Annotated in this window: 17 protein-coding genes; 7 read left to right on the top strand and 10 right to left on the bottom strand. The window is 67.0% G+C overall.

Translation table 11 applies throughout. From position 1 onward, the window contains the following. Positions 1 to 8: 8 nt before the first annotated feature. The 4 genes from betB to ARC23_RS06030 all read left to right on the top strand — a co-directional run bounded on the left by betB (position 9) and on the right by ARC23_RS06030 (position 6210). Complete coding sequence (gene betB / locus ARC23_RS06045; protein WP_057496406.1) at positions 9 to 1481, top strand: betaine-aldehyde dehydrogenase; 1473 nt, start codon at positions 9 to 11, stop codon at positions 1479 to 1481. Positions 1482 to 1582: 101 nt separating this feature from the next. Next, complete coding sequence (gene betA, locus ARC23_RS06040) at positions 1583 to 3265, top strand: choline dehydrogenase (protein WP_057496405.1); 1683 nt, start codon at positions 1583 to 1585, stop codon at positions 3263 to 3265. A gap of 233 nt (positions 3266 to 3498) precedes the next feature. Beyond that, positions 3499 to 5175, top strand: coding sequence for a long-chain fatty acid--CoA ligase (locus ARC23_RS06035; protein WP_057496404.1), 1677 nt, complete (start codon positions 3499 to 3501; stop codon positions 5173 to 5175). 162 nt (positions 5176 to 5337) lie between these two features. Beyond that, positions 5338 to 6210 carry a crotonase/enoyl-CoA hydratase family protein gene (locus ARC23_RS06030; protein ID WP_057496403.1) on the top strand — a complete coding sequence of 291 codons (873 nt, stop codon included), beginning with the start codon at positions 5338 to 5340 and terminating at the stop codon, positions 6208 to 6210. A 177-nt stretch (positions 6211 to 6387) separates the two neighbouring features. Here the strand turns inward: ARC23_RS06030 and ARC23_RS06025 are convergent, their stop codons facing one another. The 8 genes from ARC23_RS06025 to ARC23_RS21055 form a co-directional block, all read right to left on the bottom strand. Next, complete coding sequence (locus ARC23_RS06025; RefSeq protein WP_057496402.1) at positions 6388 to 8565, bottom strand: response regulator; 2178 nt, start codon at positions 8563 to 8565, stop codon at positions 6388 to 6390. After that, entirely contained in the window at positions 8562 to 9707 is a 1146-nt protein-coding gene (locus ARC23_RS06020) for a response regulator (RefSeq protein ID WP_057496401.1), read from the bottom strand. The genes ARC23_RS06025 and ARC23_RS06020 overlap by 4 nt, the downstream gene beginning before the upstream one ends. 204 nt (positions 9708 to 9911) lie before the next feature. Then, on the bottom strand, positions 9912 to 11423 hold the full coding sequence (gene lysS, locus ARC23_RS06015; RefSeq protein WP_057496400.1) for a lysine--tRNA ligase: 1512 nt from the start codon (positions 11421 to 11423) through the stop codon (positions 9912 to 9914). Positions 11424 to 11652: 229 nt separating this feature from the next. Next, positions 11653 to 13293 (bottom strand): acetolactate synthase large subunit, encoded by a 1641-nt coding sequence (locus tag ARC23_RS06010; RefSeq protein WP_057496399.1) that lies wholly within the window; start codon positions 13291 to 13293, stop codon positions 11653 to 11655. A gap of 63 nt (positions 13294 to 13356) precedes the next feature. Continuing rightward, positions 13357 to 14742 carry an NAD-dependent succinate-semialdehyde dehydrogenase gene (locus tag ARC23_RS06005; protein WP_057496398.1) on the bottom strand — a complete coding sequence of 462 codons (1386 nt, stop codon included), beginning with the start codon at positions 14740 to 14742 and terminating at the stop codon, positions 13357 to 13359. Positions 14743 to 15369: 627 nt separating this feature from the next. Next, positions 15370 to 16152, bottom strand: a complete 783-nt coding sequence (locus ARC23_RS06000; protein ID WP_057496397.1) for a helix-turn-helix transcriptional regulator — start codon at positions 16150 to 16152, stop codon at positions 15370 to 15372. Between the two features lie 152 nt (positions 16153 to 16304). Beyond that, a protein-coding gene (prfB, locus tag ARC23_RS05995) for a peptide chain release factor 2 (protein ID WP_107232471.1) occupies positions 16305 to 17430 on the bottom strand; the annotation gives its coding sequence in 2 pieces (ribosomal slippage) (positions 16305 to 17354 and positions 17356 to 17430; 1125 coding nt in all). Further along, the gene (locus ARC23_RS21055) at positions 17353 to 17526 is read right to left on the bottom strand and encodes a hypothetical protein (RefSeq protein WP_203226341.1); all 174 of its coding nucleotides are present in this window, start codon (positions 17524 to 17526) and stop codon (positions 17353 to 17355) included. The genes prfB and ARC23_RS21055 overlap by 78 nt, the downstream gene beginning before the upstream one ends. An 85-nt stretch (positions 17527 to 17611) precedes the next feature. Here ARC23_RS21055 and ARC23_RS05990 point away from each other — a divergent pair, with 85 nt between their 5' ends. Further along, a complete protein-coding gene (locus tag ARC23_RS05990; RefSeq protein WP_080393032.1) occupies positions 17612 to 18352 on the top strand; it encodes a M48 family metallopeptidase in 741 nt (246 codons plus the stop codon). 33 nt (positions 18353 to 18385) lie between these two features. Here the strand turns inward: ARC23_RS05990 and ARC23_RS05985 are convergent, their stop codons facing one another. Continuing rightward, complete coding sequence (locus ARC23_RS05985; RefSeq protein ID WP_057496396.1) at positions 18386 to 19246, bottom strand: LytTR family DNA-binding domain-containing protein; 861 nt, start codon at positions 19244 to 19246, stop codon at positions 18386 to 18388. Between the two features lie 175 nt (positions 19247 to 19421). On the opposite strand from ARC23_RS05985, the gene ARC23_RS05980 reads away from it, so the two are divergent. Both ARC23_RS05980 and ARC23_RS05975 read left to right on the top strand, forming a co-directional pair. After that, positions 19422 to 20630, top strand: a complete 1209-nt coding sequence (locus tag ARC23_RS05980) for an acyltransferase family protein (protein WP_057496395.1) — start codon at positions 19422 to 19424, stop codon at positions 20628 to 20630. Between the two features lie 131 nt (positions 20631 to 20761). Continuing rightward, positions 20762 to 21748, top strand: coding sequence for a phosphatase PAP2 family protein (locus ARC23_RS05975; protein WP_057496394.1), 987 nt, complete (start codon positions 20762 to 20764; stop codon positions 21746 to 21748). 60 nt (positions 21749 to 21808) lie between these two features. Here ARC23_RS05975 and ARC23_RS05970 read toward each other — a convergent pair whose 3' ends face one another. After that, positions 21809 to 24727, bottom strand: a complete 2919-nt coding sequence (locus ARC23_RS05970; protein WP_057496393.1) for a VIT domain-containing protein — start codon at positions 24725 to 24727, stop codon at positions 21809 to 21811. Positions 24728 to 24789 lie beyond the last annotated feature (62 nt).

Raw genomic sequence — 24789 nt, 5'->3', positions numbered from 1 at the left:
TACGCCCCATGACCACCCTGCCCGTCCAACAGCTCTACATCCACGGCCAGCGCGTCGATGCCACCAGCGGCAAGACCTTCAAGACCGTCAACCCGGCCACCGGTGAGGTGATCGCCGAGGTGCAGGTCGCCAGCCAGGCCGACGTCGAGCGCGCCGTGCAGAGCGCGGCCGAGGGCCAGAAGGTGTGGGCGGCGATGACCGCGATGGAGCGTTCGCGCATCCTGCGCCGTGCGGTCGAGATCCTGCGCGAGCGCAACGACGAACTGGCGCACCTGGAAACCCTGGACACCGGCAAGGCGCTGGCCGAGACCACCACCGTGGACATCGTCACCGGCGCCGACGTGGTCGAGTACTACGCTGGCCTGGCCACCGCCATCGAAGGCATCCAGCTGCCGCTGCGCGAATCGAGCTTCTTCTACACCCGGCGCGAACCGCTGGGCGTGGTCGCCGGCATCGGTGCCTGGAACTACCCGATCCAGATCGCCATGTGGAAGTCGGCCCCGGCCCTGGCCGCCGGCAACGCGATGGTGTTCAAGCCCTCCGAAGTCACCCCGCTGACCGCGATCAGGCTGGCCGAGATCTATACCGAAGCCGGCGTGCCGGCCGGCGTGTTCAACGTCGTGCAGGGCCCGGGCCGCGAGATCGGCCAGTGGCTGACCGAGCACCCGGTGATCGAGAAGATCTCCTTCACCGGCGGCGTCGCCACCGGCAAGAAGGTGATGGCCAGCGCCGCGTCCTCGTCGCTGAAGGAAGTGACCATGGAGCTGGGCGGCAAGTCGCCGCTGGTGATCTGTGATGACGCCGACCTCGACCGTGCGGCCGACATCGCGGTGATGGCCAACTTCTTCAGCTCCGGCCAGGTCTGCACCAACGGCACCCGCGTGTTCGTGCCGCGCAGCATGCTGGCTGCCTTCGAGGCCGCCGTGGTCGAGCGCGTCAAGCGCATCCGCATCGGCGACCCGATGGACGCCGAGACCAACTTCGGCCCGCTGACCAGCTTCCCGCACATGGAAAACGTGCTGCGCTACATCGAAAGCGGCAAGGCCGAAGGCGCCCGCCTGCTGGCCGGCGGCGGCCGTGCCACCGAAGGCGCACTGGCCAAGGGCGCCTACGTGCTGCCGACCGTGTTCTCCGACTGCCGCGATGACATGACCATCGTCAAGGAAGAGATCTTCGGGCCGGTGATGAGCATCCTCGCCTACGACGACGAAGACGAAGTGGTGCGTCGTGCCAACGACACCACCTTCGGCCTGGCCGCCGGCGTGGTCAGCAAGGACATCAGCCGCGCCCACCGCATCATCCACCGCCTGGAAGCGGGCATCTGCTGGATCAACACCTGGGGTGAATCGCCGGCCGAAATGCCGGTCGGCGGCTACAAGGAATCCGGCGTCGGCCGCGAGAACGGCATCTCCACCCTCGGCCACTACACCCGCATCAAGTCGGTGCAGGTCGAGCTGGGCGACTACGCCAGCGTGTTCTGACCGGCGCGCCCCGGGCACGCCCCCTCGTCCGGCCACCGCGCCGATCCGACATTCCGCCGGGACGCCTGCATGCAGCGCGCCCCGGCCTGCAGGAGACACCCATGAGCACCCATAACGAGTACGACTACATCATCATCGGCGCCGGTTCGGCCGGCAACGTGCTGGCGACCCGCCTCACCGAAGATGCCGATGTGAGCGTGCTGCTGCTGGAAGCCGGTGGCCCGGACTACCGGCTCGACTTCCGTACCCAGATGCCGGCCGCACTGGCCTTCCCGCTGCAGGGCAAGCGCTACAACTGGGCGTACAAGACCGATCCGGAGCCCTTCATGAACAACCGCCGCATGGACTGCGGCCGCGGCAAGGGCCTGGGCGGTTCGTCGCTGATCAACGGCATGTGCTACATCCGCGGCAACGCGATGGACTACGACAACTGGGCCAGCATGCCCGGCCTGGAAGACTGGACCTACCTGGACTGCCTGCCCTACTTCCGCAAGGCCGAAACCCGCGACATCGGCCCCAACGACTACCACGGCGGTGACGGCCCGCTGCGCGTGACCACCCCCAAGGCCGGCAACAACGAGCTGTTTGCGGCGATGGTCGAAGCCGGCGTGCAGGCCGGCTACCCGCGCACCGACGACCTCAACGGCTACCAGCAGGAAGGTTTCGGCCCGATGGACCGCACGGTGACCCCGAAGGGCCGCCGCTCCAGCACCGCCCGCGGCTACCTGGACCTGGCCAAGCCGCGCCCGAACCTGACCATCGTCACCCACGCACTGACCGACCGCATCCTGTTCTCGGGCAAGCGTGCGGTGGGCGTGCAGTGGCTGCACAACGACCAGCCGCAGCGTGCCACTGCGCGCCGCGAAGTGCTGCTGTGCGGTGGCGCCATCGCCTCGCCGCAGATCCTGCAGCGCTCGGGCGTCGGCCCGGCCGACCTGCTGCGCAGCCTGGACATCGACCTGGTGCACCACCTGCCCGGCGTCGGCGCCAACCTGCAGGATCACCTGGAGATGTACCTGCAGTACGAATGCAAGAAGCCGGTGTCGCTGGCGCCGGCACTGAAGCTGTACAACCAGCCGGCGATCGGTGCCGAGTGGCTGTTCCTGGGTACCGGCATCGGCGCCAGCAACCAGTTCGAGGCCGGTGGCTTCATCCGCAGCGACGCCGAATTCGACTGGCCGAACCTGCAGTACCACTTCCTGCCGGTGGCGATCAATTACAACGGCTCCAACCCGATCAAGGCGCACAGCTTCCAGATGCACGTCGGCTCGATGCGCTCGCCCAGCCGCGGCCGCATCCACGTGCGCTCGAAAGACCCGCGCGAACATCCCAGCATCCTGTTCAACTACATGTCCCACGACCAGGACTGGCGCGAGTTCCGTGCGGCGATCCGCATCACCCGCGAGATCTTCGCGCAGCCGGCGCTGGCCCCGTACAGCGGCCGCGAGATCTCGCCGGGCAGCGCGCTGCAGACTGACGCGCAGATCGATGCGTTCGTGCGCGAGCATGCCGAGACCGCCTACCACCCGTCGTGCTCGAACAAGATGGGCCATGCCGACGACCCGATGGCGGTGGTCGATGACCAGGGCCGCGTGCACGGCCTGGAAGGCCTGCGCATCGTCGATGCCTCGATCATGCCGCAGGTGGTGACCGGCAACCTCAACGCGCCGACCATCATGATGGCCGAGAAGCTGGCCGACGTGATCCGTGGCCGTACTCCGCTGGCCCGCAGCACCGCGCCGTACTACAAGGCCAACGGCGCGCCCGTTCGCAAGCAGGGTTGACGCAGGCGGCCCTTCTGCCGACCCACACCCCAAACCGGTAGGTGCCCACCTTGGTGGGCACGTCTCCACAGTGCCCCCTCGCTATCCCGTGCCGACCAAGGTCGGCACCTACCGTTGCAGCCTCCGCGCCCCCCTCTTCGCGTTTTCCCTACGGCGGGGTATGCTGCAATGAACGGCCGTTGTCGCTACGCTCAGGGCCGCAACTAATACATCACGATTCCTGGAGGGGGAATATGAGTCTGGATCGTCCCTGGCTGCAGAGCTATCCGAAAGGCGTTCCCGCCGAAATCGACGTCAACGAATTCCATTCGGTCGCTTCGGTCTTCGACGCTTCCGTGGCCAAGTTCCGCGACCGCCCCGCCTACTCCAGCTTCGGCAAGGTGCTGACCTACGGCGAGACCGACGCGCTGGTCGAGCAGTTCGCGGCCTACCTGCTGGGTGAGCTCAAGCTCAAGAAGGGCGACCGCGTCGCCCTGATGATGCCCAACTGCCTGCAGTACCCCATCGCCACCTTCGGCGTACTGCGCGCCGGCCTGACCGTGGTCAACGTCAACCCGCTGTACACCGCGCGCGAGCTCAAGCATCAGCTGGTGGATGCCGGCGTGGCCGCGCTGGTGGTGGTGGACAACTTCGGCGACACCGTCGAGCAGGTCATCGCCGATACGCCGGTCAGGCACGTGATCACTACCGGGCTGGGCGACCTGCTCGGGCCCAAGGGCGCCATCGTCAACTTCGTGCTGAAGTACATCAAGAAGATGGTGCCCAACTACCATCTCAAGGGTGCGGTGCGCTTCAAGCAGGCGCTCAGGCTGGGCAGCCGCCACAGCCTGCCCAAGGTCGAGATCGACCATGACGACATCGCTTTCCTGCAGTACACCGGCGGCACCACCGGCGTGGCCAAGGGCGCGATGCTGACCAACCGCAACCTGATCGCCAACATGCAGCAGGCCTCGGCCTGGATCAGTGCGTCGGGCATCGAGATGGGCAAGGAGTGGATCATCACCGCCCTGCCGCTGTACCACATCTTCGCGCTGACGGCCAACGGCCTGGTCTTCATGAAATTCGGTGGCTGCAACCACCTGATCACCAACCCGCGCGACATGAAGGGCTTCGTCAAGGAGCTCAAGTCGGTGCGCTTTACCGCCATCACCGGCGTCAACACGCTGTTCAACGGCCTGCTCAATACCCCCGGCTTCGATACGGTCGACTTCTCGTCACTGAAGGTCACCCTGGGTGGCGGCATGGCCGTGCAGCGCGCCGTGGCCGAGCGCTGGAAGAAGGTGACCGGCGTGACCCTGGTGGAAGCCTACGGCCTGACCGAAACCTCGCCGGCAGCCTGCATCAACCCGCTCACCCTGACCGAGTACAACGGCTCGATCGGCCTGCCGATTCCGTCCACCGATGCCTGCATCAAGGACGACAACAGTGCCATCCTGCCGCTGGGCGAGGTGGGCGAGCTGTGCATCAAGGGCCCGCAGGTCATGAAGGGCTACTGGCAGCGGCCGGACGAGACCGCAAAGGCCATCGACGCCGATGGCTGGCTGCACACCGGCGACATGGCAAAAATGGACGAGCACGGCTTCTGCTACATCGTCGACCGCAAGAAGGACATGATCCTGGTGTCCGGCTTCAACGTGTACCCGAACGAAGTCGAAGACGTCATCGCGATGATGCCGGGTGTGCTGGAGGTGGCCGCTGTGGGCGTGCCGGATGAGAAGTCCGGCGAAGTGGTCAAGGTGGTCATCGTGAAGAAGGACCCCAACCTGACCGCTGAAATGGTCAAGGAACATGCCCGGGCCAACCTGACCGGCTACAAGCACCCCAAAATCGTTGAATTCCGAAAGGAGCTGCCGAAGACCAATGTCGGCAAGATTCTTCGCCGCGAACTGCGCGATACGCCCGCCCAGTAAGCGTTTGCGGCTGCCTGGATGAGCATGGGGCCCGGGACGGAAACGTCCCGGGCCCTTTCGCATGCGCCGCCCCGGGGGCGGTGTAGCATCGCCGCATGTGTGGACCGTCCGGCCCGCCGGCCACCCACCTCATTCTGCGGGCCGCATGCCGAGGAATCTTCCATGAGTACCATTGAAAAGCTGCCCACCAGCGGCTCCCCCTTTGCCACCATCCGTACCGAAGACAGCGCCGATGGCGCTGCCCACTGGCTGTTCATGCACGCCGACGCCGCCACCGGCATCCGCCCCTGCTGCCGCAAGGACATGCTGGATGAAATGTGGAGCTACATGGCCGCCATCACCCGTGGCCCGGCTGAACGCCACAGCGGCAAGCTGCGCCATTTCGTGCTGGCCTCCGACGCCGCCGCCTACAACCTGGGCGGCGACCTGGATCTGTTCACCCGCCTGATCCGTGAAGGCAACCGCGATCTTCTGCTGAGCTATGCCCAGCGCTGCGTGGAGGGCGTACACCACCTGCACACCGGCTTCGGCGGCGACATCCGCTCGATCGCCCTGATCCAGGGCGACGCGCTGGGCGGCGGCCTGGAAATGGCCCTGGCCTGCCACACCATCGTCGCCGAGGAGGGCAGCGGCCTGGGCCTGCCCGAGGTGCTGTTCGGCCTGTTCCCGGGCATGGGCGCCTATTCCTTCCTGTGCCGCCGGGTCTCCCCGCACCTGGCCGAGAAGATCATCCTCGACGGACGCGTCTACAGTGCCGAGGAGATGTACGCGATGGGCGTGGTGGACGTACTGGTGAAGAAGGGAGAAGGACGTGCGGCGGTGGAGGACCTGATCCGGCAGCAGCAGCGCATCCCGCAGTCGTACCTGGCAATGAACGCCGCGCGTGCCATCGCCCAGCCGGTCAGCTACGACGAACTGCTGGAAATCACCAAGGTCTGGGTCGATTCCGCCCTCGTCCTCGGCGACCGCTCGCTGCGCACGATGGATCGACTGATCAAGGCCCAGACCCGTCGCGCCAGCCTCGACGCGGCCTGATTCACCCTCCCCCAGAAGGGTTCAAGCCCGGTTGGCCACCGGGCTTTTTTTATCCGCTGCCGCCCTCGTTCAACCCTGGTGGCGAAGCAGGCCTCGATCACCGCAGCCAGGCGCGGCGGGCATCCGTGCATCGGCAAGTAACCACGCAATGGCAGGCACGGCAGCCAGGCCCCGCAGTCACCGCGCCTCACCGTCATCGGCGGCACTGCGCGGTCGGCGCTCGGCCCGTGCGTCCAGCGCGCGGCGGCCTTCCTTGATGGCGTCCTGCAGGATCGACAGGCGCGTGCGCCACTCCGCCTTCAACTGCCAATCGGCCATGCGCATCAGCTCGCCGGCGCGGCTGGCTGCGCGCATCAGGCCCAGGTTGCTGGCCACGCCCTTGATCGCGTGGGCCTGCTCACGGAAGACATCCCACTGCGCACCCTCGCCGGACTGCTCGGCCTTGCCCATGCAGGTGGCCGCATCTTCCAGGCATTGGCGGATGAACTCACGCTCGAATCCCTCGCCCATGCCCAGTGAGGCCAGCTCATCGAGCACGCTGCTGTCGAGCACACCCTCCGGCAACGCGGTAGATGAGCGCACCACGGGCGCGGCCATGGTCTTCAACTGCGCGTTGCTGGCGATCTCGGCCAGGGTGTCGAGCAGGCGCACGGCCACGACCGGCTTGGCCAGGAACGCGTGCGCCCCGGCCTGGGTGCAGCGCTGGATCGCCTCGGGGGTGACATCGGCGCTGAGTACCAGTACCGGCGTGCGCGGACCTCCGCCAGCCTGCATCACCCGCAGCTCCTTGAGCATGTCCAGCCCGCTCATGCCCGGCATGTGCAGGTCCACGATCACCGCATCGAACTCGCTGTCAGCCAGCGCGTCGAGCACTGCTTCGCCGCCGTCCACGCACAGCACGCGGTGGCCGGCCTTCTGCAGCAGCCGCTGCAGCACCATGCGGTTGGCCTCGTGGTCGTCGGCCACCAGGATCTGCATGCTGCGCACCCGCGCGCGATGGCGCAGGAACGGATCGGCAAAGGCGATCACATTGCCACTCTGGACGGTCTCGTCGCCTCCGGCCAGGGTCGGTACCGCACCCGGCACCATCGGCTGAGGCGGCGCGAACGGCAGTTCAACCCAGAAGTGGCTACCGCGCGGCGGGTTGTCCAGATAGCCGATCTCACCCTCCATGGCTTCAACCAGGCCCTTGGCGATGGTCGTGCCCAGGCCGGTACCCTCATGGCGGCGCGCCATGCTCACATCGGCCTGCTCGAAGGCATCGAACAGCCGCGGCCGCATCGCAGGCGGCACGCCGATGCCGGTGTCGAGGATGTCAAAACGCAGCCGCACCGCGCCGCTGGTGTCGGCGTGGACCACGCCCACCCGGAGCTCGACGCGGCCATGATCGGTGAACTTGACCGCGTTGCCGGCCAGATTCAGCAGGATCTGGCGCAGGTGCCCGACATCGCCGCGCAGCCGCGGTGGCACGCCGTCGGCCACCTTCACCCGGTAATCCAGGCGCTTGGCCTTGGCCTGTGGCAGCAGGATCAGGCCGATGGCCTGGATGACGTCGGTCAGCGCGAAGTCCTCGGCCACCACCCGCAGCTTTCCGGCCTCGATCGCCGAGATGTCCAGCACCTCCTCGACCAGCGCCAGCAGGCTGCGCGAAGACGCCTGGATGGTGTTCAGGCACTCGCGCTGCTCGTCATCCAGCCGCGTGGTGGCCAGCACTTCGGTCATGCCGTTGAGGCCATTGAGCGGCGTGCGGAATTCATGGCTCATGTTGGCCAGGAATCGGCTCTTGGCCTCGCTGGCCCGGCGCGCCTCGGCCATCGCCTCGGTCAACTGCCGCAGCAGGGTCGAGAAATACAACGGCACAGCGGCAAGCCCCAGCCAGAGGCCGATGGCCAGGCGGAAATTGCGTTCCCAGTAGGGCGTGAGCAGCACGGTGGAACCGAAGCTGACCATCGCCATGGCCACCGCCACGTACAGGTAGTGGTTGCCAAAGCGCATGCCGTTGCCGACCGTCACCCACATCACCACGATGTAGACCCAGGCCAGCGGTTCGCCCATCTGCACCATGCCGGCGGCGATCAGCCCATAATCAGCCAGCATGCCCAGCACGCGGCGCGGGTCGGAGCGGCCGGGACGCCACAGCAGCCAGCCAAACAGCAGCAACGACAGGCTCAGGCCGGTCAGCACGATGGCCAGCACCCCCACGTACTGCTCGTGCGGCAGATCGTGGCGCGGCGCCGGCAGCAGTACATAGGCCAGGATCAGGCTGATCAGGACGATGCGGACGATCTGTTGCCCATGCTCGCTGTCCTGCCGCTGGGACAGGCGCAGTCGCAGCCGCGACCACGCGCGTTTCACGCGCCGAGCCCCGGCCGCGCCGACGCCATCGAATGCTCGGCGCAGATGTGCTCGAGCTGTTCGCGGCCGCGCAGCAGTGCGTCCACGCAACGCGGATCGAACAGGCGCCCGCGCTGTGCATACAGATAGGCCAGCGTGGCTTCCATGGTCCACGCCTCCTTGTACGGGCGCGGCGATATCAGTGCGTCAAACACATCGGCCACCGCAACGATGCGCGCCTCCAACGGAATCGCATCGCCAACCAGGCCATCGGGGTAGCCGCTGCCGTCGTAGCGTTCATGATGGCGCAGCGCAATCAACGCGCCGACCTGGATGAAGCGGTTCTGGCTGCCGCTGAGCAGTTCGTGGCCGATACGCGGGTGCCGGCGCATGATCGCCAGCTCTTCGTCGTTGAGCTTGCCCTGCTTGAGCAGCACCGCATCGGGAATGGCGATCTTGCCCATGTCATGCAGCGGCGCCGCCATCTCGATCAGGCGCACATCCTCTTCGGGGAGGCCAAGCTGATCGGCGATCAGGCCGGCCACGCGCGCCATGCGCTCCAGGTAGGCACTGGTGCCGGCATCACGGAACTCGATCGCCCGCGCCAGCCGCGAGAGGGTCTCGCGCTCGCGCTCCTCGACCTCATGCATGCTCGCCAGCAAGCGCTGTTCCAGCGACAAGGCGCGCTGCTTCACGTTCTCGGTCTGCTGGCGCAGCTGCAACAGGTTGTAGCAGCGCGCACGCAGTTCACGCGGACGGATGGGCTTGACCAGGAAATCGATGACACCCGCTTCCAGCGCCGCCTGCCGGATCGGCTCGTCGCCCACCACGGTAATCAGGATGACCGGAATGTCGCGGTGCTTGGGCAGACGCCGGAAGCGGCGCGCGAACTCCAGCCCGTCCATTTCCGGCATGCGGTAGTCGAGCAGCAGCAGATCGACCGGGTGCGCTTCGCACCAGGCCAATGCAGTCAGCGGATCGCCGAAGTCGTACACGCTCAGCTCGGGCGCGATGTCTTCAATGACATGGCGCAGCATCGTCCTGGCGGACGTCTGGTCGTCAACAATGACGATGTTCAACGCATATTCTGCCTGGTTTTTCGACCATGCTGGATCATCAGCAGGCGAGGATACTCTGCCGCTGCGAACGCTCGCACCCTGCATCGGCCTGACTCCCGTGTCATGCGTCCCGGTTCATGATCGTCATCACGGCGTGAAGCGGGCTCTCCGCGCCGTGCCCTCCCCCGACGCCGATCAAGCCATACAGGACGTAAAGGTAGTGCAATAACGATACGCCTAGTGCGATAGGCGTCAATCGCGCCGTCTCATTTCGCGACGGCGCGCACAAACGGGGGTCAGAAAGACGTCTTACTGCTCCGGACGCATGTACGGGAACAGCAGCACGTCGCGGATCGAACTGCTCCCGGTCAGCAGCATCACCAGGCGGTCCACACCGATACCCAGGCCGCCGGTCGGGGCCATGCCGTACTCCAGCGCACGGATGTAGTCGGCGTCGTAGTGCATCGCCTCGTCGTCGCCACCTTCCTTCGCGGCCACCTGGGCCTGGAAGCGCTGGGCCTGGTCTTCCGGATCGTTCAGCTCGGAGAAGCCGTTGGCCAGCTCCTTGCCGTTGACGAACAGCTCGAAGCGGTCGGTGTAGCCCGGATCGTTGTCGTTGGCGCGGGCCAGCGGCGAGACCTCCACCGGATGATCGGTGATGAAGGTCGGCTGGATCAGGGTGTGCTCGACGGTGGCCTCGAAGATCTCCAGCAGCAGCTTGCCCCAGCCGTAGGACGGCTTGACGCGGATCTTCAAGCGCTCGCAATGGCGCAGCAGCGCTTCGCGGTCGGTGCAGTCGGCGGCGGAGATCTCCGGGTTGTGGTGGCGCACCGCCTCGTCCATGCGCCAGCGGCGGAACGCCGGGCCCAGGTCGATCTTCGCACCGTCCCATTCCACTTCGGTACCACCGTTGACGGCCTGGGCCACATCGCGGATCACCCCTTCGGTCAGGTCCATGATCTCGTTGTACGTGGCATAGGCCTCGTACAGCTCCATCATGGTGAATTCCGGGTTGTGGCGGGTGCTGACGCCTTCGTTGCGGAAGTTGCGGTTGATCTCGTACACGCGCTCCAGGCCACCCACGGTCAGGCGCTTGAGGTACAGCTCCGGCGCCACGCGCAGGTACAGGTCCAGGTCCAGCGCGTTGTGGTGGGTGGTGAACGGCTTGGCCGCCGCGCCGCCGGGGATGTAGTGCATCATCGGCGTTTCGACTTCCAGGAAGTCGCGGTTGTCCAGCCACGCACGCATGGCTCGGATGATCTTGGAGCGCTTGATGAAGACCGCGCGCGATTCCGGGGTCACGATCAGGTCGACGTAGCGCTGGCGGTAGCGCTGCTCGACGTCGGCCAGGCCGTGCCACTTGTCCGGCAGCGGGCGCAGCGACTTGGTCAGCAGGCGGATCGACTCGGCCTTGACCGACAGTTCGCCGGTCTTGGTCCGGGTCAGGCCGCCTTCGACGGCGATGATGTCGCCCACGTCCCAGCCCTTGAAGGCCGTGTAGGCATCACCCAGCACGCCACCCTGCAGGAACAGCTGGATGCGGCCGGACTCGTCCTGGATCTGCGCGAAGCTGGCCTTGCCCATGATGCGCTTGGCCATCAGGCGGCCGGCCATCTTCACCTGGCGGCCGGTGCCCTCCAGCGCCTCGGCGGTCCACTGCTCGGCATCGGCGAATTCCTCCTGCAGGCGACCGGCGAAATCCTGGCGACGGAAGTCGTTCGGGTACGCGATGCCCTGCCCACGCAGCGCTTTGAGTTTCTCACGGCGCTCGGCGATCAACTTGTTTTCGTCGACGGGGGGGGTATCGGTAGCTTCGCTCATGGATCTGCGGGAATCGTGTAGTGAGGGGGGGATGCTGCGCCCGGCACAGCCGGTTGCCCAGCATACCAAAACCGCCCTGCCCCAGCCGGGAGAGGGGTCAGATCCTTTGCTGCGCAAGGGGATCTGAGCCCGTTTGGCGATGTCCCGGTAGCCGCCCACCCTGGTTGGCGCTGTGCGCGCCGACCCAGGTCGACACCTGGCGGGCGGATCGGCCGGCCCTGCTTCGCCGTTACCTGTTCCCCGGGAACGCCTGCCGCAACTCGTCCACCAGCACCCGCTGGTTCTCCGAGTAGTCGACCGGCACCGACACCAGATGCACCCCGCCCTCGTTGAAGGCCGCTTCCAGGGTCGGGAGGAACTGCTCGATGGCGGTCACTTCGTGCCCCTTGCAGCCATAGGCCTGCGCATACTTCACGAAATCGGGATTGCTGAAGGTCATGCCGTAGTCGGTGAAGCCATCCACCGCCTGCTTCCAGCGGATCATGCCGTAGGCGCCATCGTTGAGGATCAGCACCACCAGGTTCAGGCCGAGCCGGCGCGCGGTCTCCAGCTCCTGGCTGTTCATCATGAAACCGCCATCACCGCACACCGCCAGCACCCGCCGCTGCGGATACAGGATCGAGGCCATGATCGCCGAGGGCAGGCCTGCGCCCATCGTCGCCAGCGCATTGTCCAGCAGCAGCGTGTTGGCCACCTGGGTGCGGTAGTTGCGCGCAAACCAGATCTTGTACATGCCATTGTCCAGCGCCACGATGCCGTCCGGCGGCATCACCTGGCGCACGTCATGCACCAGCCGCTGAGGTGTGAATCCCGCCTCTTCGGCACGGTCAGCCAGATGCTCCAGGATGGTTTCGCGCAACGGCAGCAGCGCATCGGCGTTCGGCACCGCGCCTTCAATGCGATCGGCCAGCTGGGTCAGCGAACGGCCGATATCGCCGATCACTTCGACCTGCGGGAAGTACACCTGCTCCACTGCCGCCTGCGAGTAACCGATATGGATCAGGGTCGGTCCCCCCGGGCGCATCACGAACGGCGGCTTCTCGGTCACTTCGTGGCCGATGGTCACGATCACGTCGGCCTGGTCGATCGCCATGTGCACGTAATCGCGCTCGGTCAGCGCCGCGGTGCCCATGTACAGGCCCGAGCCGCCAGCTACCGCGCCCTTGCCCATCTGCGTGGTGAAGAAGGGAATGCCTGCGCGCAGCACGAACGCCGACAGCGCTTCGCTGGATTGCGGCCGCGAGGCTGCCGAGGCGATCATCAGCAATGGCCGCTTGGCAGAGCAGATGATCTCCGCCGCGCGATCCAGCGCCTCCGGGCTGGCAATCGGACGGTCCACCGCGTGCGTCGGAATCAGTGCCACGCCCTCCACCTCATCGGCGGCGATATCCTCGGGCAGCTCCAACAACACCGGGCCGGGGCGCTCTTCCTGGGCGACGCGGAAGGCCTCGCGCACGAGGGTGGGGATGGTGCGCGCCGAAACGATCTGGCGCGCCTGCTTGGTCAGCGGCTTCATCGTGCTGACGATGTCCACGATCTGGAAGCGCGCCTGCTTGCTGGCGACGATGCCCTTCTGGCCGGTGATCATGATCACCGGCCACGCACCGAGCAGCGCGTAGGCCGCGCCGGTGGTGAAGTTGAGCGCGCCCGGTCCCAGCGTGGCCAGGCACACGCCGGGCTTGCCGGTCAGGCGGCCATAGGTGGCGGCCATGAACACCGCCGCCTGCTCGTGACGGGTGATGACCAGCTCGATGCTGGAATGGCGCAGGGACTCGACCACGTCGAGGTTCTCCTCGCCGGGGATGCCGAAAATGCGCTCGACGCCTTCGTTCTCAAGTGCGGCGACGAGCAGGTCTGAACCCTTGGACATGGGAATGCCGTCCTTTTCGCTGGACTGATGGTGGATCGTTGCAGGGAGGGTGAAAGGCGCGCGTCAACGCTTGTCGAACCAGACCGTCTGCGCGTTGACGAATTCGCGGATGCCGAAGTGCGAGAGTTCGCGACCGAAGCCGCTCTTCTTCACGCCACCGATCGGTACGCGCGGGTCGGAGGCGGAGAAGCCGTTGACGAACACACCGCCGGTCTGCAGCCGGCGCGCCAGCTGCATCGCGCGGGCGCGGTCGCCGGTCCACAGGTTGCCGCTGAGGCCGAACTCGCTCTGGTTGGCCAGTTCCACCGCATGGTCGGCGTCGCGGGCGCGGCTGATCGAGGCCACCGGACCGAAGGTTTCGGTGTCGAAGGCCTGCATGCCCGGATCCACCCCGGCCAGCACGGTGGGCGCATAGAACGCGCCTGGCCGATCCAGCTGATGGCCGCCCACCAGCAGCTGCGCACCGGCGTCCACCGACGCGCGCACCTGCGCGTCGAGCTGTTCAAGCAGGTCCTGGCGTGCCATCGGGCCGATGCGGTTGCCTGGGTCGCGGCCGTCGCCGATGGCCAGTGCCTGCACCTTCTGGCAGAACTGCGCCACGAACCGGTCGTAGACCGCCTCCTCCACGATGATGCGCTTGCCGGCGATGCAGACCTGCCCGGTGTTCTGGAAGCGCGAGGCCACGGCCGCATCGACCGCGGCATCGAGATCGGCATCGGCCAGCACGATGAACGGATCCGATCCCCCCAGCTCCAGCACCACCTTCTTCAGCGCCTGCCCGGCCTGGGCGGCGATGCTGCGGCCGGCGGCCACGCTGCCGGTCAGGGTCACCGCCGCGATGCGGTCATCGGCAATCGCGCGGCTGGTGCCCTCACGGCTGATGTTGGCGGCGATGAAGGCGCCCTCCGGCAAGCCGGCATCACGCCAGGCGGCATCGAGCAGCAGCGCGGTACCGACAATGTTCTCGGCCGGCTTCAGCAGGAAGCCGTTGCCGCCCATCAGGATCGGCACCGCCGCACGCATCACCTGCCAGTACGGGAAGTTCCACGGCATGATGCCCAGCACCACGCCCAGCGGCAGGTAGGACACGTAGGCCTTGTCGTCGGGCACCTGGGTCGGCTCGTCGCGCAGGAACTGCGCGCCGTGGTCGGCGTACCAGTCGCACAGCATGGCGCACTTCTCGATCTCGGCCAGCGCTTCGGCCTGGACCTTGCCCATCTCGGCGGTAGCCAGCGCGGCGAGTTTCTCTCGGTCGCGGCGCAGTACGCCCGCCATCGTGCGCAGTACATCCGCGCGCTGTTCGAGGCTCTTGGCGCTCCAGGCCGCGAAGCCGGCCTGACCGCGGTCGAGGATGGTTTCCAGTTCGGCGTCGGTGGCGAAAGGATGGCTGGCGATCTGTTTACCGGTGGCCGGATCGCGCGAAATGGCAGTGCTGAGGGCAGCGGACATGCAGGGCTCCTGGTGTCTCGACGACGGGCGGTGGCCCGTCTCCTGCACAGGAATGTGGACCCGTTTGATGAAGGCAACAAGGCGTCTGTTTATCCTGTGACCTGTACTTACCTGCCTGAATTGGGGGCTCTTGGCAGGGCTGCGCCCTGCACCCGCTTCAAGCCAAGACAACATCAACAGCCGAAGCAAAAGCGGATTCCCTGTACGTAGGCGGGATGGGTCCGGTTGCGGGAGACGCCGTAAACCCGTCCTTGGGGGCTTGGCCGCGGCATCCATGCCGCGGACACTCCCGCAACCGGACCCACCCCGCCTTCCACGGTTTTCTGCGATCTGTCGGAAATACTCTTGGGGTCAGATCCGTTTTCCGTAGGAAAACGGATCTGACCCCCGAATTTCTTTCAATATCTGACAGATGTGTCGACCAAGGTCGACACCTACCAGCAGTCGCGCGAAATCTGCCTGAGGCGGGGCGGTGTGGGTTGGCAGGAACGTTGGCGCCATGGATGGGTTTACGGCGTGTCCTACCAGCCCACACCGCCCCGCCATCCCAAGGATGCTCGCTGTTGCTGTTGCTGTTGCCTTGGCTTGAAGCCTCTGCGGGTGCAGGGCGCAGCCCTGCCGACCAACCTACCTACGCGGAAGGTAAGTCACCAGGGAAAGATCGTGCCGGCTCTCCGGCACCAGCGCCACGTACTGCAGGTCCAGCAACCCGCGCGTGGGGTGGTTCAACTTCTTCGCACCCTCGTCAAAGCGACGCACGTCGTGCTCCGGCCACCACTGGCGGAATTCCTCGCTGTGCGCGGCAATGTCCTCGGCCAGCGCCAGGAACGGCGCCTTGTCCGGCGCCTGCGCCATCGCCGCGCGGAAACCAGCCAGCAGCCCGCGGGTCATTTCTTCCCAGTTGAGGATCAAGCTGCGGTACGGCGGGTACAGGAACATCAGCCGCAGCGTGTTGCGCTCATGCGGCGCCAGCTGGCTGTAGTCCACGAACAGCTCGGCGATGGCCGGGTTCCAGGCCAGGATGTCGAAACGGGTGTTGCGCACGTACGCCGGAATCGGCTGCATCGCCTCCACCAGCTGGCGCAGGCCGTCGGTCACGCTTTCGTCCGGTGACTCCAGCGGCACGCCGTAGCCGGACAGCGCGAATGCATAGGCGCGTTCGTCGTCGCTCATGCGCAGTACCTGCGCCAGGCGCTCAAGCACCTCGGGCGAGGCACGCACTTCACGGCCCTGCTCGATCCAGGTGTACCAGCTGACGCTGACGCCGATGGCCAGCGCGACTTCTTCGCGCTTCAGGCCCGGGGTGCGCCGACGCCCGGCTGGCAGGCCGAGCGTGGCCGGATCGACACGGGCGCGGCAGGCCTTGAGGAAGCCCCCCAGTTCCTTGCGTTCACTTTCGCTGCGCATCATCGCTACCGCCATACGTGTCTTAGCGTCGAGCCATGCTCGACGGATCTGCTACCCGCAAAAGGCAGCCAAGCATGGCTCGGCTCTACAGAATGCCTGATCAGCCACCCTCGGCGTTGCGCACGAGGGTGACGATATCCGCGCAGGCACGTCGATCAGGCATCGAGGCGCTTGGAGCCGACGGCCAGGCCCGCCTTCAGGCTGGCCTCGACGAACTCGTCCAGGTCGCCGTCGAGCACCTTCTGCGTGTCCGAACGTTCGATGCCGGTGCGCAGGTCCTTGATACGGCTCTGGTCCAGCACGTAGTTGCGGATCTGGCTGCCCCAGCCGATGTCCGACTTGGTGGCTTCCACCGCGTCCTTTTCGGCGTTGCGCTTCTGGATCTCCAGCTCGTACAGCTTGGCGGCCAGCATCTTCATCGCGTTGTCGCGGTTCTGGTGCTGGCTGCGGCCGGTCTGGCAGGCCACAACGATGTTGGTCGGGATGTGGGTGATACGCACCGCCGACTCGGTCTTGTTCACGTGCTGGCCACCGGCACCGGAGGAACGGTACACGTCGGTGCGCAGGTCGGCCGGGTTGATGGTGATATCGATGTTGTCATCGATTTCCGGCGACACGAATACCGAGGTGAAGCTGGTGTGGCGGCGGTTGTCCGAGTCGAACGGCGACTTGCGCACCAGGCGGTGCACGCCGGTCTCGGTCTTCAGCCAGCCGTAGGCGTAATCGCCCTCCACGCGCAGCGTGGCCGACTTGATGCCGGCGACGTCGCCACCGGACACTTCCATCAGTTCGGTCTTCCAGCCGCGCGACTCGCACCAGCGCAGGTACATGCGCAGCAGGATTTCGGCCCAGTCCTGGGCTTCGGTACCACCGGCACCGGCCTGGATGTCGACGAAGGCCGCGGCGTTGTCCATCTCACCGGAGAACATGCGCTGGAACTCCAGCTTCTCCACGTGCGCCTGGTGCTTGTCCAGGTCGGCGACCACCGCCAGCGCGGTTTCTTCGTCCTGCTCGGACTCGGCCAGCTCCAGCAGCTCGGTCGCATCGGTCAGGCCGTCGAGCACCGAGGCGATGCCGCCCACGGTCTTCTCCAGGCTCGAGCGCTCGCGCCCCAGGTTCTGCGCGTACTCGGCGTTGTTCCAGACGTCGGGGCTTTCCAGCTCCCGCGTTACTTCCTCAAGACGCTCTTTCTTGGCGTCGTAGTCAAAGATACCCCCGGAGCGACAGCACGCGATCGGTCAGATCGGTGATGCGCTGGCGGACAGGATTCAATTCGATCATGTCGGCGGTTGTGCATTCAAAAGATGACTGCCAATGATACCGCAGCCGCCCTGCCCCGGCGAGGCGCGCCGGCGGGCCGGGCAGACGGCTGGACACGGGCCGGCACGATCCCGGTAGACTTCCCGACCGCCGCGGGAACAGGGGCCACGCGGTCATTCCCAACCCAAGGAGCACCAATTCAATGACGATCATGCGTTCCACCCTGTGCCTGGCCGCCTGCCTGCTGGCCGCCAATGCCTCGGCCATCGACCTGAAGGGCCTGACCAGCACCGGCCTGAAGGCCGGCAAGGCCCTGACCCTGTCCGACGCCGAAGTCTCGGCCGCCGCCGACCAGGCCTGTGCCTACATGGACAAGGACAACCAGGTGGTCACCGGCAACGATCCCTACGCCCAGCGCCTGGCCAAGATCACCCAGGGCCTGTCCAACGAGGACGGCCTGAACCTGAACTTCAAGGTCTACCGCACCGCCGACGTCAACGCCTGGGCCATGGCCAACGGCTGCGTCCGGGTCTACACCGGCCTGATGGACATGGCCAGCGACGACGAAGTGCGTGGCGTGATCGGCCACGAAATCGGTCACGTGAAGCTCGGCCACAGCAAGACCAAGATGCGCACCGCCCTGCTGGCCTCGGCCGGACGTGAAGGCCTGGCCGCCTCCGGCAACGGCAACCTGACCCAGCTCAGCCAGGGCCAGTTGGGTGAACTGGCCGAAGGCTTCATCAACGCGCAGTTCTCGCAGAAGGAAGAGAGCGCCGCCGATGAGTACGGCTACCAGTTCATGAAGCGCCACAGCTACGACCCGGCCGCCCTGGCCAGCATGTTCCGCAAGCTGTCCAGCGACGGCGGCCTGATGTCCTCGCACCCGGGCTCGGAAGCCCGCGCCGCGCGCATTGACGCGATGATCAAGAAGGACAAGAAGTAATCCCTGCGCGGGCGGGCCGACCGGCCCGCCCGTTCATGCCCCCGCCAAGGCCTGGCGCAGCAGCGGCAGCTGTCGCCTGCTGCACGGCACTTTGACGCCATCGGCCATGTGCAGCAGGGCTTCGCCCCCGTCCAGCGGCTCGATGGAACGCAGCTGGTCACGGTTGATCAGCCAACTGCGGTGCGGCCGCAGGAACAGCGCCGGGTCCAGCCGCTGCTCCAGCACCGCCATGGTGATCCGCAGCGGGTAGTCATGCCCGCGCACACGCAGGTTCACGTAATTGCCTGCGGCCTGGGCGTATTCCACATCCCCGGTGGCGACCAGGAACTCCTTGCCCAGCTTGCGCACCAGGAAATGCTGCGGACGCTCGACCGGCTCCACCGGCGGGCCCACATCGGGCTCGGCCAGCAGGCTCGCCTCACCCTGCCGGCGCCGGCCGAACCAGCTGGCGAAGTGCTCCAGTGCCACGAACAGCGCGAACGTGCGCACATCCTTCAGGTACTCGTAGGCAAGACGCTCCAACCAGCCGGCATCATCCTGGTAACGGTAGCCCAGCGCTGCATAGGCCAGATGCCGCACCAGCATCATGCCCACCACGTGCAGCAGCGACCAGCCCACGCTGGCCAGCAGATACATCGGCAAACGCCGCGTCCAGGTATCGGCATGCAGCGGCCAGCGCTCGCAACCCCACCACAGCAGCGGCAGGGTCAACAGGACCATGCTGAGGCTGCTGAATTCCCAGATCATGGGCTCCCACAGCCCCAGATCGCCCCCCCGGCGCGCGGCGTCCATCACCTCGACCAGCGCATTGGTCACCGCTGACGCCGACAGGATCGCGGCCCACAGCAGCAGGCGGGTGGACGTGCGCCAGCGCGGAGGACGGCCTGGGGCCATTGCAACTTCCATGGTGTAGTGGCTCTCCAGCCTGCCTGAAGGGACCGAGGGTAGCCGCTCCATTGGTCCCATCACGCCCGCCATTGGTCACTGCACGCGCCCCGGCAGGCCCCTGGCGATGGTCCGAGTCACCGGCGAGGGCGAGATTGGCGCCACCTCCCGGCCTGGCCCGACCATGACCCGACGCTACGACATCGACGCCCTGCGCGTGTTCGCTTTCGCGCTGCTGATCCTCTACCACACCGGCATGGCCTACGTGGACGACTGGGGCTTCCACCTCAAGAGCGTGCATACCGCCGAATGGCTGCAGTGGCCGATGCTGTTCTTCAACCGCTGGCGGATGTCGCTGCTGTTCCTGATCTCGGGTATCGCCATTGCGCTGATGCGCCCGGAAGGAAGGCTGCTGCGCTTTGCCGGGCTGCGTACCTGGCGGCTGCTGCTGCCGCTGCTGTTCGGCATGTTCGTGATCGTGCCGATCCAGCCCTATTGCGAGGGCGTTGCCAACGGCCACGTGGCGCCAGGCTTCGGCCACTTCCTGCTGCGCTACTGGCAGGTGCGGCCGTGGCCGGAAGGCAGCTTTGCCGGCTGGCAGTACGGCATCACCTGGAACCATCTGTGGTACCTGGCCTACCTGTGGACCTACACGCTGGCGCTGGCGCTGTTGATGCCGGTGCTGGGCCTGGCCAGGGTGCGCAGGGCCGTGGCCGGCGTGGCTACCTCGCCGACCCTGCTGATCGGCATCCCGTTCGCCCTGCTGCTGACCTGGGTGATCTGGCTGGAGCCGATCTACCCGTCCACCAATACGCTGGTGGGCGACTGGTACCAGCACGCCAAGTACGCCACGGTGTTCCTGGCCGGCTACCTGCTGGCGCGCGAGCCGATGTTCTGGGAACGGGTGGTCGCCCTGCGCCGCACCACGCTGTGGCTGGCCCTGGCGGCGGTGGGCTGGTACATGGGCCTGCGCATCCTCGGCCAGCTGCTGCCTGACGATTCACCGCTGAGGCAGTGGCCCGAACCGTTCTGGGATCTTCAGGTCAGGACCACCCAGTCGCTGTATGTGTGGACCGCGCTGCTGGCCATCCTCGGCTGGGGCAAGGTGCTGCTCGACCGCCCCTTCCGCTGGCTGCCGTACTGCACCGAGGCGATCTACCCCTGGTACATGCTGCACCAGAGCCTGATCATCGCGCTGCTGTTCTGGCTCAAGCCACTGCAGCTGGGGCCGTGGCTGGAGCCGACCCTGCTGCTGGGCGGCACGGTGGCTGGCTGCCTGTTGATCCACGAACTGCTGATCCGCCGCACGCGCTGGCTGCGGCCGCTGTTCGGGCTGCGCGCCGATGCAGGGCCGAGCCCACGCTCGGCTGCGTCTGCCATGAGCCGAGCATAGGCTCGGCTCTACCGGTCCACCCACCGACAATCCGCTATTGTCGACGGCTGCGCGCATGGCATCGCTGATCAGACGCACCGCGCGGTTTCGGCTCTACCCATTCACCCACCGATAGACAATCAGGACAACGGATGTTCCAGACGCATTGGCACCTGTGGTTGCAGCAGACCTTCGACAGCGGATGGATGTTGTCGCTGATGCAGTTCATCAGCCTGCTCGGTTACGAAATGGCCTATACCGCGCTGATCCTGCTGTGCGCGTTCGGTGCGCGCCTGCGTGCCGGGCTATGCGTGATGCTGGCGGTGCTGCTGATGGCCTGCGCCACCCACGCGTTCAAGCAGGGTGCCGCCCTGCCCCGCCCTTCGGACGTGGACGCACGCGTGCTGGATAAAGGGATACCGTCGCATCCGTTCGTGGTGGATGGCGGTGGCCATACGTTCTGGTCACTGCCCGACGCGCAGGCCACGGCGATGCTGCGCGCGCAACCTGATGCCGATTACGGTTTCAACAGCGGCCACGTCGGTGTGGCCACCGCCGCCTGCGTTGGCCTGCTGCTGGCCTTCGGCATCCGCCGCCGCTGGCTGCGCTGGGCCCTGGCGCTGGGCTGGCCACTGCTGATGGCGCTGTCACGCATGTACCTGGGCCGGCATTTCCTCGCCGACGTACTGGCCGGCTGGCTGATCGGCATCACTGTAGCCGTGCTGGCCTGGCAGCTGATGCCGGGGCTGCGTGCGGCGCGGCGATGGCAGTTGCCGCTTCTGCTGGGCCTGGGCACGCTGCTGGCCTGGGCGGCAGCAACCACGCGCTACGTGCCAGTAGGTGAGGCCGGGCGGCTGCTCGCACTGGGCCTGCTGGTGGCGTGGCTGCAGTGGCGCGGCTGGCCGGTCGATCCACGGGGCGTTGTGCGGCCGGTAGCACGCGTGGTCGGCGTGGTGGTGATCTACCTGCTGGCGCGACCGGTCATTGATTGGCTGGCTGACAGCAACCCGCTGCCCAATGCCCCGGCAACCGAACTGCTGTGGCAGACCGTCGGCACGCTGTTGGTCCTCGGTGGCGGCGTGGCGCTGGCGCGGTGGATTCCGCGCCAACGCCGGCCGATGCCAGACGGCCCCCGGTAGATCCACGCCATGCGTGGATAGACCGTTCCCGACCCTGCGACGGCCACGCATGGCGTGGCTCTACTTCACCTCGAACTCGCCCACCAGCACGGTCTCGGCGCGGTCCTTCAACCGCAGCGTGACGCTCTGGTCCTTCTGCTTCGGCGTGCCCCAATGGGTGGTCAGGCGCAGCATCAGCGTGGTCGCCCCGGTCACCAGCTGCTGGCGGCTGCCGAAGTAGTTCGCTTCCACCTTGTACCTGCCGGGCTTGGCGTTGCGCAGCGAGAACTGCTCGGGCCCATAGCCACCGGTGAAGTCCTGCGACATCTGCCCGCCCTGATAGGTCAGGCGGTTGCCGTAGTACGCGCGCTCGCCATTCGGGTCGGTCACCCACAGGTCCATGTCGCTGTTGTCGGCATCCCACGACAACACCACGCGCAGGTCCAGCGGCATCGCCTGCAGCAGGCGCGGGTCAATGCTGCGGGTATCGAGCCTGGGCGTGCTGCGTGCAACCAGGTTGGTCAGTTCATCCAGCGCGATCAGGGCGATGCCATCGAAGCGGCTGTCCCATGGCCGCACCACCACCTGGTACAGCGGCCCCAGCGCCTGCTGCGGCTTCCCGGCGGCGGCCAGCGCCAGGCCGAGGTCACGGAAGCTCTGCGGCTCTTCCTGGCCCATTGCCAACACCTGCTCGAACACCGGCACCGCCAGCGCCGGGGCATCGGCCTGCATCAGCCGGTAGCCAAGCACGCGCAGCAGGTGGCGGTTGTCCAGGTCCATCTCCGCCAGGTTCGACAGTACACGCAGCGCCAGCTCGCGCTGGCCCTGCTCCAACAGCAGGTCGGCCACGTCAAGGAAGAACGCACTGCTGTCGGCATGCGCATCGCGCTCGGCGAGGTAACGGTCGTACAACTGCGATGCAGGCCCTTGGCGCAGGCGCCGGGCGATGGCCGAATCCGGCTGCCACGCGGCCAGCTGGATGCCGAGCTCGCCCTCGTTGGCGGCCCCGGCTTGATCAATCGCCGAACCGGTAACCACCACCGCGTCGAGCACCTGGTTCGCCGCGGACACCGAGCGACGTGCACGCGCGCTGCCCGCTTCCCTGCGTTGCTCGGCCGCCGCTGCCATCGGCGCAGGCGGGGCTGCCGGAGCGGGGGCCGCCAGCATCGCCACCGGCGCCGATTCCATCGCAGCATCTGCAGACGCCACTTCCAGCGCCCTGCCCTTCAACTGCGGCGGCGCATTCTTCGGCCAGCTGCGGCTCCACCACTGCTGGCGCTCCTTCCAGCGTGCGGCCACGTCGTCCAGACGGCGGCGATCGGCAGCGGCGCGGTCGCTCACCTGGCGCGCGAAGCGGGCGTCGTACTCGGCGCGCAGCTTGCCCGCCGGACGGATCGCGTAGCGCAGGTAATCCTCCAGCGTTTCCAGCACGATCAGCGAGGTATCCGGCCCGACCAGACCGAACTGCTGCGACAGGCGCTGCATCGCCTCGCGGTTGCCGCGACGGTCGGCCGCCAGCTGCTGCAGGCGCGCCTGCACCCACAAGCCGGCGAGCAGTTCACCGTCGTCGCTCTTCTGCGTGGCCGGCAGCGCCAGCCACTCACCACCGCCAACGCGCACCCGCATCGGCACACCCTCCGCCGCCAGCCGCGCGTGCAGCCACAGCCAGCCTTCGGCTTCACTGCGGCGGTCGATCACCACGTCCTGCACGCCACGCCCCGCGTCGACCTGCACATCCAGCGGCGAAGACAGCAGTGCACGCGCGGCGGCATCGACGTCGGCTTCCAGGGCGACGAAGCGGCCACCGTGCGCTTCACTCCAGCTGCGCAGGCGCGTGCTGTCGGTGCGGGCACCGGCGCTGCTGACCGCAAACAGGCGCTGGTCCGGCGCCATCGCTGGCAGCTGTTCCGGCCCGTACGTCAGCAGGCCGTCGCTGACCAGCAGGTACTCCTTCACGCTCGGCTGCGGCTGCCACTGGGCCAGCGCACTGGCACCGTCCGGGCGCACCGCCTGCAGAGCCGCGCGCAGCTCGCTCCAGTTGCCTGCGCGGATACGGAAGCGGCGCACCGGCTCGGCACGGTCGCGCAGCACGGTCAGCGCGACCGTGCCATTGCCCATCGCGGCGAAGTAACGATCCAGCAGCGCGAACTCACGCGCGCGGTCGCGCTGGCCGGAGGAGCCCGAACCGTCCCACAGCAGGCCAACCTCGCTCGGCGGCGTGCGGGGAGTACTGCTGGCCGGCACCGGCACCTGCGCCAGCAGATAGTGTCCGTCCTGCCACGGCGCCACCTGCACCTGCGGCTTTCTTTCGGCCGGAAGGTTCCATTGCAGCTGCGGCGGCAGCTGCGAACCTTGGCCCTGCCATTGCAGCTGGCCCGCCGTGATCTGGAACGGTGCGGTGCCTGCGGCCATCACCCCCGGCGCCTGCACCTTCACTGCAACGGAGGCGGCACCTGCGGCGAACTGCAGCGGCAGCGTCCACTGCCAACCCTGGCCCGAGAAGGCCAGCGGCTCGCGCAGCACCAGCTGCACGCGGCGACTGCCACCGGCCGGCAGCGGGTAGATGCGCAGGCGGAACTGGTTGCCCGCCGTCTGTTCCAGCAGGCCGGGGTCGACGCCACGGCGGGCGATCTCCTCGAAGACCTGGCGGCCGCGATCCTTGGGCACCGGCACCGCCTCGCGCAGTTCGCCGCCGATATCCAGGGCAAACCCGGTGATCTGCTGGCCCTCGGCCAATGGGAACTGCAACTCCCCTTCCAGCACCCGACGGTTCGGGTTGTGGAACTCCAGGGTGATGCGGGTCTGGGCGATGCCGGCCTGGATGTCGCCTTCGATGCGGGCCTCGCGCAGCGCGATGGGCTGCTCGGCGCCGGCCACCTGCAGTAGTGGCACCGACCGGACGGGCCGGAGGGCCCTGGTGGACTGCGCCTGGGCAACCCCGGCGACAGCGCAGAGCAGCAGGGCCAGTACGGATGGAATCACGCGGCGGACGAGGGGCATCGGACTGCTCCAGCGGGAGGTTGGACGGTTCAACGCGTGGCTGGGGGGAATGGGGTTGGATG

This window comes from Stenotrophomonas beteli (assembly GCF_001431665.1).
GTDB lineage: Bacteria > Pseudomonadota > Gammaproteobacteria > Xanthomonadales > Xanthomonadaceae > Stenotrophomonas > Stenotrophomonas beteli.
Note: the sequence above shows the minus strand (reverse complement) of the source record. Positions and strands in the feature narration are given on the sequence as shown.

What these genes read in the sequence shown, in the direction of transcription:
- lysS (WP_057496400.1), bottom strand. Translation starts at nt 11,423, where the DNA reads ATGAGCGAAGCTACCGATACCCCCCCCGTCGACGAAAACAAGTTGATC.
- betA (WP_057496405.1), top strand. Translation starts at nt 1,583, where the DNA reads ATGAGCACCCATAACGAGTACGACTACATCATCATCGGCGCCGGTTCG.
- ARC23_RS06030 (WP_057496403.1), top strand. Translation starts at nt 5,338, where the DNA reads ATGAGTACCATTGAAAAGCTGCCCACCAGCGGCTCCCCCTTTGCCACC.
- ARC23_RS05980 (WP_057496395.1), top strand. Translation starts at nt 19,422, where the DNA reads ATGACCCGACGCTACGACATCGACGCCCTGCGCGTGTTCGCTTTCGCG.
- ARC23_RS06035 (WP_057496404.1), top strand. Translation starts at nt 3,499, where the DNA reads ATGAGTCTGGATCGTCCCTGGCTGCAGAGCTATCCGAAAGGCGTTCCC.
- ARC23_RS05975 (WP_057496394.1), top strand. Translation starts at nt 20,762, where the DNA reads ATGTTCCAGACGCATTGGCACCTGTGGTTGCAGCAGACCTTCGACAGC.
- ARC23_RS05970 (WP_057496393.1), bottom strand. Translation starts at nt 24,727, where the DNA reads ATGCCCCTCGTCCGCCGCGTGATTCCATCCGTACTGGCCCTGCTGCTC.
- ARC23_RS05985 (WP_057496396.1), bottom strand. Translation starts at nt 19,246, where the DNA reads ATGGCCCCAGGCCGTCCTCCGCGCTGGCGCACGTCCACCCGCCTGCTG.
- betB (WP_057496406.1), top strand. Translation starts at nt 9, where the DNA reads ATGACCACCCTGCCCGTCCAACAGCTCTACATCCACGGCCAGCGCGTC.
- ARC23_RS06005 (WP_057496398.1), bottom strand. Translation starts at nt 14,742, where the DNA reads ATGTCCGCTGCCCTCAGCACTGCCATTTCGCGCGATCCGGCCACCGGT.
- ARC23_RS05990 (WP_080393032.1), top strand. Translation starts at nt 17,612, where the DNA reads ATGACGATCATGCGTTCCACCCTGTGCCTGGCCGCCTGCCTGCTGGCC.
- ARC23_RS06000 (WP_057496397.1), bottom strand. Translation starts at nt 16,152, where the DNA reads ATGATGCGCAGCGAAAGTGAACGCAAGGAACTGGGGGGCTTCCTCAAG.
- ARC23_RS06010 (WP_057496399.1), bottom strand. Translation starts at nt 13,293, where the DNA reads ATGTCCAAGGGTTCAGACCTGCTCGTCGCCGCACTTGAGAACGAAGGC.
- ARC23_RS06020 (WP_057496401.1), bottom strand. Translation starts at nt 9,707, where the DNA reads ATGCAGGGTGCGAGCGTTCGCAGCGGCAGAGTATCCTCGCCTGCTGAT.